We start from the raw sequence: 9999 nt of genomic DNA, 5'->3' as shown, positions 1-9999 counted from the left end.
CGCTCGGTGTGGGACGCCCCGCGGCTCGTTGTCTTGGCTGATGCGGTGCTTACGCGGTCAGGCGGACTTCCGGCTGTCGCGCGGATGTACGGCGATGTTCATGGCGCCGGAGCGCAGGACCGCCAGCCTCTCGGCCAGCACCTCCTCCAACTCCTCACGGGTGCGCCGCTCCATGAGCATGTCCCAGTGCGTCCGCGCAGGCTTGCCCTTCTTCTCTTCGGGGCCGTCCCCGTCCACCAGGAGTGCCTGGGCGCCGCACGCCTTGCACTCCCACTCCGGCGGAATTTCCGCCTCGACCGAGAACGGCATCTCAAACCGATGTCCGTTCTGGCATGCGTACTCCACCGCCTGGCGCGGGGCCAGATCGATGCCGCGGTCCGTCTCGTAGCTGGTAACCACGAGGCGCGTGCCGCGGAGAGCTCGCTCACTCATGAATCGTGCCTCCCGGGCTTGTCGCCCACAGGACAGGTGTCGCTGTCGTCGTCATCCGGTCAACGTCCGGTCGGCCGTAAAGATTCCCGTTCCGGGTCATGCGTCGCCCGTCGTGCCGCTGCTTCCCGAAGGTTGGGGTACCCACCAGTGCCCGGTTTGTCACATCTGATAGAAAGTGTCACCCAGTGATTCCACTACTCCAGTGCGCAGTAACGGTCCGCCTGGCAGGCCAAACGCGTACACTACCGCCCTTTCACTTCAACGTCTAAATCCGGTCCGGCACAGGATTGCCCGCCGCTATCACCGCCCGCCGTATGGGTACCCGCGCGAGCAGGGAAAAACCGAGCGCGAAGAAGATCACGAGTGAGATGATCGCATCGCGATAGCTCCCGGTCAGCTGGTATGCGAGGCCGAAAACGAGCGGCCCGAGCCAGCTCAGCCCCCGATCGCTCATCTCGTACGCCGAGAAGTACTCCGCCTCCTTGCCGCGCGGCACCAGATGTGAGAAGAGCGATCTCGACAGTGCCTGGCTGCCGCCCAGGACCAGCCCGATCGCGGCGGCCAGCCCGAAGAACCACACCGGGGACCTCGCAGGCAGGAAGAACGCCGCCGCCAGGATCAGCGTCCAGACGGCGAGCGAGCCGAGAATGACGCGCTGCGCCCCATGGGTCCTGGCCAGCCGCCCCATGCCCAGCGCACCCGCCACCGCGAGCACCTGGACGAGCAGTACGGCGACGATCAGCGTGGTCTGCCCGAGGTCCAGTTCCTCGGAGCCGTAGATCGACGCCTGGGAGATGACCGTCTGGACACCGTCGTTGTAGACCAGATAGGCCAGCAGGAACGACAGCGTCAGCGGATGGCGCCGCATGTCCTTGATGGTCGCGATCAGCTGGCGCCACCCGGAGCCGACCGCGCCCTCGCCGCCCGGCGGCAGGCGCCGGTCGCGCAGCCGCCGCAGCGGGACCAGGGTGAACGCGCCCCACCACAGACCGGCCGACGCCAGACAGATCCGTACGGACTCCGACTCCGACAGGCCGAAGTTCTCATGGCCGGAGTACACGATCAGATTGAGCACCAGCACCAGGGCGCCCGAGGTGTAGCCGAAGGCCCAGCCCCGGGAGGAGACGGCGTCGCGCTCGTCGGGCTCCGAGATCTGCGGCAGATAGGCGTTGTAGAGCACCATCGACACCGACAGGGAGGCGTTCGCGACGATCAGCAGCAGCGCCCCCAGCAGATAGCGCTCGCCCCCGACGAGGAACATTCCCGTGGTCGCGACGGCCCCCGTGTACGCGGCTGCCGCCAGCAGGGGCTTCTTGCGGCCGGTCCGGTCCGCCCAGGCTCCGGCGAGAGGCATCAGCAGCACCGCGAGCACCACGGAAACCGAGACCGAGTAGGCGAAGAGCGAGCCCGCCCGTACCGGGACGCCCAGTGGGTGGACGAACCCGTCGGCGTCCGCCGCCGACTTCGCCACCGAGGTCAGATACGGCCCGAGGAACACGGTGAGCACGCTGGTCGAGTAGACGGAGCAGGCGAAGTCGTAGAAGTACCAGCCGTGCTGTTCCCGTCGGCGGTCGGCCGCGCCGTCCCCAGCGGTCGTTTCGGTCCCGCCGGCCGTGTCGGCCGCACCGCTCGTCTCCGCTGGAGACGGCGGTTCCGGCCCCGGTTCCGGCCCGGGCGGTGGCCCCGGTTCCGGCCCGGACTGCGGCCCCGGCCCTGTCCCGGGCGGTGCCGGCTCCCGCCCCGACGACGGCTCCGCGATGTCCCCCGCCATCCGTGCCCCCCATGGCTTGAGTCCGGCTGGTGGCCGGATGGTGTCCGCCGTGGCGGACGTATGGATCAGACCCACGCCCCCCGGTCGGTCAGTACCGTGCGCAGCGTCTCCAGATGATCAGTCATGATGCCATCCACGCCCAGGTCCAGGAGGGCTCTCATCCGATCCGGGTCGTTGACCGTCCACACATGCACCTGGAGTCCCCGGGCGTGCGCCGCCCGGACGAACCGCCGGTCCACCACGCGCACCCCGCTCCGTGCCTCGGGAACCTGTGCGCACACCGCGCCCGGCCGCAGCGAGGCGGGCACCCCCAGGGAGCGCAGCCGCAGCCCCAGCACACCGCGTACCCCGTAGGAGGTCGCCAGCCGGGGACCGGCCAGCCGCAGCGCGCGCGTCACCCGGCGCTCCGAGAACGAGCCGACGCACACCCGGTCCCACGCCCCCGTCCGGCGCACCAGGTCCACCAGAGGGGCGAGCGCGGACTCCGCCTTGATGTCGACATTCCAGCGCGCCAGCGGAAACTCCTCCAGCAGCTCGTCGAAGAGCGGCAGCGGCTCCCTGCCCGCGACCCTGGCCCGGCGCACCGCGCTCCACGGCAGCTCCGCGATACGGCCCCGGGCGTCCGTGACCCGGTCCAGGGTCGCGTCGTGGAACGCGACCAGCCGTCCGTCCGACGTGGTGTGCACATCGGTCTCGAAGTAGCGGTAACCGAGGGCGGCGGCCCGCCGGAACGCCGCGGCCGTGTTCTCGATCCCGCCCGCCGTGCCGCCGCGATGGGCGAACGGCAGGACCACGGGATGATCCAGATAGGGGTGGAGTACGCGCTTCACCGCGGCAGTATCGCCTGCCCGGGTGTCCCTCCGGCAACGACCGCGCTGCCGCCGCCCTGCCCGGGGACGGCGAACACCCGCAGGAACAGCTGGGCGAGGGGGCCGATGGCCAGTGCGTACGCGACCGTGCCGATCCCCACCGAACCGCCCAGGACGAACCCCGTCGCCACCACGGCCACCTCGATCCCCGTACGCACCAGTCGGACCGAACGGCCCGTGAGCCGGTGCAGGCCCGTCATCAGACCGTCGCGCGGGCCGGGGCCGAAGCGCGCCGCGATGTACAGGCCCGTGGCCGCACCGTTGAGCACGATGCCCGCGATCATCAGCGGTATCCGCGCCCCGAGGGCGTCGATCTCCGGCAGCAGTGCCAGGGCGCCGTCCATCGCCAGCCCGATGACGACGACATTGGAGACCGTGCCGAGCCCCGGCCGCTGCCGGATCGGAATCCACAGGAGCAGCACCACCGCGCCGACGATGATCGTCACCACCCCGATCGTCAGCCCGGTCCGCTCGGCCAGTCCCTGATGGAGGACGCCCCACGGCTCCAGACCGAGTTCGCCGCGTACCAGGAGCGCCGCACTCACTCCGTACAGCACGAGGCCCGCGTAGAGCTGGAACAGCCGGCGCCCGAGACAGGCGGAGGCTCCGGCCACGGCGGCCCCGGACCCGGTTGACCCCGGTGGCTCGGCGGACCTGGCGGACTCGGTGGATCCTGTGGACTCTGTGGACTCGGCAGACTCTGTGGAGTCGGTGGATCCTGCGGACACGAAGACGGCCCCCTCTGGTGGCTCTGGACTGATCCATGACACTCTGTGGCTATGGAATGGATTGCAGCCATGGCCAATTCAAGGAAGGTGGACTGACTTCCATGACCCAGTGGACCTCGGCGGTGGGCACGGCGCAGCTCGCCCGGCAGCTCACCTCGCAGCAGCCCCGCCCGGCCGGGCCGGGCACCCGTAGGCCGCCCGCGTACCGTGCCCTCGCCGACGGCATCCGTCTGCTCGTCCTGGAAGGCCGGGTCCCCGTCGCCGCCCGGCTCCCGGCGGAGCGCGAGCTGGCGCTCGCCCTGTCCGTCAGCCGGACCACCGTCGCCGCCGCCTATGAGGCGCTGCGCGGTGAGGGCTTTCTCGAATCCCGCAGGGGAGCGGGCAGCTGGACCGCCGTCCCGGCGGGCAATCCGCTGCCCGCGCGCGGACTGGAGCCGCTGCCTCCGGAATCCCTCGGCTCCATGATCGATCTGGGCTGTGCCGCGCTGCCCGCGCCCGAGCCCTGGCTCACCCGCAGCGTCCAGGGCGCCCTGGAGGAACTGCCGCCGTACGCCCACACCCATGGCGACTACCCGGCGGGCATCCCCGCGCTGCGCCAGATGATCGCCGACCGGTACACCGAACGCGGCATCCCCACCATGCCCGAGCAGATCATGGTCACCACCGGGGCCATGGGCGCGATGGACGCCATCTGCCATCTCTTCGCCGGGCGCGGTGAGCGCATCGCCGTCGAGTCGCCGTCGTACGCCAATATCCTCCAGCTGATGCGCGAGGCGGGGGCCCGGCTCGTCCCCGTCGCCATGGAGGAGGGGGTCGGGGGCTGGGATCTGGACCGGTGGCGGCACGTGCTGCGGGACGCGGCACCCCGGCTCGCCTATGTGGTCGCCGACTTCCACAACCCGACGGGCGCCCTGGCCGACGAGGACCAGCGCCGCCGGCTCGTGGACGCCGCACGTTCGGCCGGTACGGTCCTGGTCGTCGACGAGACCATGGCGGAGCTGTATCTCGACGACGGCATCGACATGCCCCGGCCCGTCTGCGCCTTCGATCCGGCGGGCAGCACGGTCCTGACCGTCGGTTCGGCCAGTAAGGCGTTCTGGGCGGGGATGCGTATCGGCTGGGTGCGCGCTGCCCCCGATGTGATCCGCTCACTGGTCGCCGCCCGCGCCTACGCCGACCTCGGCACACCCGTCCTGGAACAGCTCGCGATCCACTGGCTGATGCGGACCGGCAGCTGGGAGGAGGCGGTGGCCATCCGCCGCGTCCAGGCGCGCGACAACCGCGACGCCCTGGTCACGGCGGTGCGCAGGGAGCTGCCCGACTGGGAGTTCGCCGTCCCCGGCGGCGGCCTCACCCTATGGGTCCGCACCGGAGGGCTGTCCGGCTCCCGGCTCGCCGAGGTCGGCGAACGGGTGGGTGTCCGGGTGCCCTCCGGGCCCCGCTTCGGGGTCGACGGTGCCTTCGAGGGCTTCGTACGGCTGCCCTTCACCGTCGGCGGGCCGGTCGCCGACGAGGCGGCGGCCCGGCTGGCCGCCGCCGCGCGGCTGGTGGAGACGGGCGCCACGACGGGGACGGAGGCACCGCGCACTTTTGTGGCGTGAGCCCCACCGCGGAGTGGTTCCGGGGCGGCCCACGCCGTTCCGGGCCTACGCCTGGGTGGGAGCGCCCCCCGACAGGCTGGCCGGGCCCGCACCCGGCGCGGGGATCGGGCCGTGGAGCGCGTCCCGGCCCGGTTCCTGGCGTGCCGGGAGCAGGTCCAGGACCGCCTGCCGGTGTGCCTCGCTCGTCGCGTCGTCATACGGGTCGGGGGTGGCCGGCACCTGCAACCTGAGCACAGGTCCGGTGCCCAGCCGGGCGTAGCCGCGCCCCGGCGGGACGTCGGGCGTCGGCGTGGTGTGCGGGGGTGCCCCGAGCACGGACCCGATCTGCTCGAAGGTGGCGGGGCCGAGGACCACGCGGGCGCGGGTGTGCGTCCTCAGGGCGTCGCCGAGGGTTTCGGTGCTGTCGAACTGCTCGGCCACCACGACCGTGACCTGCGCGGCCCGCCCGTGCCGCAGCGGCACCTGGAGCAGGGACTGCGGATCGGGGTGGCCGCCGGCCGCCGCGAGATGCCCGAGGACACCCGGCCGGTCCACCAGGATCCACAGCGGCCGTCGTGTGTCGTCGGGCGCGGGCTGCCCGGCCTGCCGGGCGCGGTTCGCGGCGACCAGCCGCCGCTCGGTCTCGTGGGCCGCCCACTCCAGGCTGCTGAGCGCCCCGGCCAGTCCGGATTCGACGGCCAGTACGCCGGGACGCCCGGCGAGAGCGGCGTACTCCCCGCTTCCGGTGCCCTCGACGATCAGGACGTCCCCGTCGCGCAGGGCCTGGAGCGCGATCGAGCGCAGCAGGCTGGTGGTGCCGGCGCCGGGCTCGCCGACGGCCAGCAGATGCGGTTCGGTGGAGCGCGGACCGGTGCGCCAGATCACCGGGGGCGCGTCCCGGGTCTCCTCGCCGTCCGCCACCGGCACGGTGCGCTGGACCGCGCCCGCGTCGGTGAAGCCCAGTACGGTCTCGCCGGGGGCGGTGACGAAGCGCTGCGCGGCGATGGTGGTGGACAGGGCGGGGAGCACACTCATCACCAGCTGATTGCCCTCCTCGTCCCAGGCGAAGCGGTACTCGCGGCCACGGCCCGACTTGGCGTGCAGCAACTGCTCGATCCGCGCCCGGCTCGCCGCCTCGCCGTCGGTGAAGTACGCCGGGTAGGAGATCCGCAGGGTGGTGAGCCGCCCGTTCCCGTCGAACGCGAAGTCGCTGAAGGGCCCGGTCCACTCGCCGCCGTGGGCGAAGAGCGGCGCCGGGTCCTCGGGTACGGAGAAGTACGGCACCAGCGCTTCGTACAGCGCCTGGAGCCGCGCGGTCTCCGCCTCGTCGGGGCCGGTCCGCACCGGGGTGCGGACCCTGCCCTTCCAGGCCGCCGCGGCCATCACCGAGATCAGGGCCATGAGCGGCCCGTACGGGACGAGTGCGACCGCCACCGCACAGGCCGCGACCACGAGCAGCGCGGGACCACGCTTCTCCTTGGGCGTGGCGGCCCACTTCTGCCTGGTCAGGCCCGCCAGCAGCCGCAGTCCACGGGAGACGGTGATCAGCGGCTGGAGGACATCCCTCGCGCTGTCCGTGGCCGTACGCGCGATCTCCCGGCCCCGGGCGAACTGTGCGGTTCCGCTGCTCAGAATGCGGGGGAGCGGTCGCCGGGCCACTTCGGTCTCCTGGGGGTGCTGAGGCGGGGTGCGGGCTTCGGGCTCGGGGCGGGGGTCAGAACTTGATCCCGCCGAGCAGGCTGGCGAGGCTCTGGCTGCCGGCCGTGATGCTGGGGGCGATGGCGGTGCCGGCCAGGAAGAAGCCGAAGAGCGCGCAGACGACGGCGTGGGACGCCTTGAGCCCGTCCTTCCGGAAGAAGAGGAAGACGATGATCGCGAGCAGCACCACACCTGACATGGACAGGATCATGAGGTTCTCCTGGTTGAGGGGACAGTCACCATGAGTACTTCCAACCTCACCGGAAGTGTGTATGCGATAAAAGGTGCAAATGGGTGAAAATCTGAGTAATTCACTGAAGTGGCGGACAGTGACCGACTCCCCGAGGGGCACACTTCGCGACCGCGCGGCACAGTGCCCCCGTCGGACCCGTTCCAGACCCCGCCCGGACCTGCCCGGCCCCCTTCCGGAATCGTTTACGACCCCTTCCGGGCCTGCCCGGACCCGCCCGGACCCGCCCGGACCCTTCCGGACTCGTTCCGGTCTCCACGCGGACTCCTTAAGGAGCGGACCCTTAAGGAGCGGACCCCTTAAGGATCCGTGCCGGGTGCCCCCGGCGGAGCGTCCGGTGGCGTCCGGTGGCGTCCGGTGGCGTCCGGCCGGGGGCGCCGGGCGACGGCCCGCCGGTATCGCCCCCGCAGTACCCTGTCGATTCACCCGTACGGCTGCCCTTGCCGTGCGCCCCAGGTCAACGCAGTGAAAGGCGGTCGGTCCCATGAGCGAGGCTCCCGACCCGGAAGTGATCGAACTCGCGACCAAGGTCTTCGACCTGGCCCGCCAGGGAGAGACCGAGGCGCTCGCGGCTTATGTCGACGCCGGTGTGCCCGCCAATCTCACCAACGACCGCGGCGACACCCTCGTCATGCTGGCCGCCTACCACGGCCACGCCCGCGCCGTGGAGGCCCTCCTCGCCCGGGGTGCGGAGCCGGACCGGCCCAACGACCGGGGGCAGACCCCGCTGGCGGGTGCCGTCTTCAAAGGGGAGGACGCCGTCATCCGCGTACTGCTGGACGGCGGCGCCGATCCGTCGGCAGGACCTCTCTCCGCCGTGGATACCGCGCGGATGTTTGGGAAGACAGACCTTCTGGAGCTGTTCGGCGACCGGTGAGGCCGCCGGGGAGCGCCTGTGGGAAGCCGCCGGGGAAGCCGCCGAGGGAATCGGGGCACATTCCAGGGGCATCCCGGGAAGGTCCCCGAAGGGGACGCCGTAAATGTGGTCGCGGTGGCGAAATGGGTGGGTCATCATGACGTCGGGCCCTGTCCCGGACATCACCGGGAGTTTCCCCTGGGGCCACCGACGAGAGGCAGGAAGATGGTCTACACCAAGCGGAAGACGACGGGCGGCTCGACATCGTGCTGCGCGGCCTAGGCATCCCCGTCCCCGGTTGCGTCGAGAGCTTGATGTGAGGCTTTCCCCATGTTCGATCCAGTCATAGCGCCGAGCGGCACGCTGCTCGGCCTGCTGCAGAGGGGCCGCGGCGACGGCACACTGCACGCGCTCGCCGCGCCACGCGCCGAAGCGCTCGCCGCCCTCAACCATTGCGTGCTCAGCGACCCGCGCCACGACTGGCAGGTCGAGAACCGCTCCCTCTACTACGCACGCCTTTATCTGGATCTCCACAGCGGTCTTGAGGAGATCGAGCGGCATCTGTGCGATACCGACGACCACCTCGACACCGACGAGGCCAGGACCGGCCTCGCCCTCGCGGTGCTGGGCCACCTCGCCTCGTACGGAAGGCAGGACGCGCTGCGTCTGCTGCGCGGCTACGCCGCCCGCGGCGCCAACTGGGCGTGGGCGCTCGACGAGCTGGCCCTGCGCGACGACGACACGGGGCTGCGCTCGCTCGCCGTCCCCGTCCTCGCCAGATTCCCGGCCACCCCGGAGGGCGACGCCGAGCTGGCGGCGACCGTACGGGACGCCTTCGAACCCCGGCCCTGGCGGCTGTGGGCCGACGACCTGCGGGCCACGGTCGGCCTCCGGGTGCGCGCCGCACAGGAAGCGGGCTCCTTCGACCGCTGGCAGCGGCAGATGCGGCCCACCGGACCACGGCCCGGCTGGAGTGTCCAAGCCGTGTTCGACTGGGTCGAACAGGGGCTGGAGCGCGGCGCGGCTCTCCATGTCCCGGCCGCCCGCTGCCTCTCCGCCGTGGCGGGCGCCGACGACCGGCCCGCCATCGTCGCGGCGGCCCGCGAAGGATCGGACGGCGCGCGCTGCGCCGCCCTGCACTATCTCGCCCAGGCCAACGACCCCGTCGTCCTCGATCTGATCGAGGACGCCGTCAGCACCGGCTCCCGTACCGTCGCCGATGCCGCGGTCTCCGCGTTCGAGCGCGTCTGCGGCGACGAAGCCGTCGACCGAGCCCGGGGCTGGGTGCACCGGCCCGACGACCTCGGCGTCTCCGCCGCCCGGGTCCTCGCCTGCCGGGGCACGGCCGGCGACGACAGGCTCGTCCTCGGTGCGCTGCGCGAGACAGTGCGCGCCGACGGGCCCGACGCGCCCACGCTCTGGACCCTCGTGGACGGCACCGGGCGCCTCGGCATCGGCTGCGCCGCGCCCGTCCTGCGCCATGTGTACCGGGAGACCACCTCGTCGCAGCTACGGGGCCGGGCGGCGCGTGCCCTGGCCGCGACCGACACCACCTTCGCCACCGGCTTCGCCGTCGAATGCCTGTGGGACTGCGAGGAAACCACCCGCGAAGTCGCCGCCCGCCACGCGGCGACCGGCGATATCCGCGTCGCCGAACGGCTGCGCCGCCTCGCCGCCGACCCCGCCGAGGAGGCCGAGGTGCAAACCGCGGTCCGCAGCCGCATCGGCCCCGACACCCCCGCGCGCTGACCCGCCGCCGGGCAGGTCCCGCCCCGCCCAGGGGCCCGGACCTGCCCGGTGACCACGCTCCCGCCC

General features: G+C 72.1%; 9 protein-coding genes. 3 read left to right on the top strand and 6 right to left on the bottom strand.

Annotated features, from left to right (window positions below):
- Positions 1 to 57: 57 nt before the first annotated feature.
- The 4 genes from ACWF94_RS22980 to yczE all read right to left on the bottom strand — a co-directional run bounded on the left by ACWF94_RS22980 (position 58) and on the right by yczE (position 3686).
- Positions 58 to 432 carry an RNA polymerase-binding protein RbpA gene (locus tag ACWF94_RS22980; RefSeq protein WP_003959706.1) on the bottom strand — a complete coding sequence of 125 codons (375 nt, stop codon included), beginning with the start codon at positions 430 to 432 and terminating at the stop codon, positions 58 to 60.
- A gap of 265 nt (positions 433 to 697) precedes the next feature.
- Positions 698 to 2203 carry an MFS transporter gene (locus ACWF94_RS22975; RefSeq protein WP_453491449.1) on the bottom strand — a complete coding sequence of 502 codons (1506 nt, stop codon included), beginning with the start codon at positions 2201 to 2203 and terminating at the stop codon, positions 698 to 700.
- Between the two features lie 65 nt (positions 2204 to 2268).
- Positions 2269 to 3033 carry a glycerophosphodiester phosphodiesterase gene (locus ACWF94_RS22970; RefSeq protein ID WP_453491445.1) on the bottom strand — a complete coding sequence of 255 codons (765 nt, stop codon included), beginning with the start codon at positions 3031 to 3033 and terminating at the stop codon, positions 2269 to 2271.
- Positions 3030 to 3686 carry a membrane protein YczE gene (yczE, locus tag ACWF94_RS22965; RefSeq protein WP_453491442.1) on the bottom strand — a complete coding sequence of 219 codons (657 nt, stop codon included), beginning with the start codon at positions 3684 to 3686 and terminating at the stop codon, positions 3030 to 3032. The genes ACWF94_RS22970 and yczE overlap by 4 nt, the downstream gene beginning before the upstream one ends.
- Before the next feature lie 215 nt (positions 3687 to 3901).
- Here yczE and ACWF94_RS22960 point away from each other — a divergent pair, with 215 nt between their 5' ends.
- Complete coding sequence (locus tag ACWF94_RS22960) at positions 3902 to 5401, top strand: SCO1417 family MocR-like transcription factor (RefSeq protein WP_453491439.1); 1500 nt, start codon at positions 3902 to 3904, stop codon at positions 5399 to 5401.
- Between the two features lie 45 nt (positions 5402 to 5446).
- Here the strand turns inward: ACWF94_RS22960 and ACWF94_RS22955 are convergent, their stop codons facing one another.
- Both ACWF94_RS22955 and ACWF94_RS22950 read right to left on the bottom strand, forming a co-directional pair.
- Complete coding sequence (locus tag ACWF94_RS22955) at positions 5447 to 7039, bottom strand: hypothetical protein (RefSeq protein ID WP_453491436.1); 1593 nt, start codon at positions 7037 to 7039, stop codon at positions 5447 to 5449.
- A 55-nt stretch (positions 7040 to 7094) separates the two neighbouring features.
- Positions 7095 to 7289, bottom strand: a complete 195-nt coding sequence (locus ACWF94_RS22950; RefSeq protein ID WP_453491433.1) for a hypothetical protein — start codon at positions 7287 to 7289, stop codon at positions 7095 to 7097.
- A gap of 523 nt (positions 7290 to 7812) precedes the next feature.
- On the opposite strand from ACWF94_RS22950, the gene ACWF94_RS22945 reads away from it, so the two are divergent.
- Positions 7813 to 8205: an ankyrin repeat domain-containing protein gene (locus ACWF94_RS22945; protein WP_453491430.1), complete on the top strand. Its 393-nt coding sequence runs from the start codon at positions 7813 to 7815 to the stop codon at positions 8203 to 8205.
- Between the two features lie 309 nt (positions 8206 to 8514).
- Positions 8515 to 9933: a HEAT repeat domain-containing protein gene (locus ACWF94_RS22940; RefSeq protein WP_453491427.1), complete on the top strand. Its 1419-nt coding sequence runs from the start codon at positions 8515 to 8517 to the stop codon at positions 9931 to 9933.
- Positions 9934 to 9999: the final 66 nt, after the last annotated feature.

It is taken from the genome of Streptomyces sp. NPDC055078 (assembly GCF_053607985.1).
This window is presented reverse-complemented; position numbering and strand designations above follow the sequence as displayed.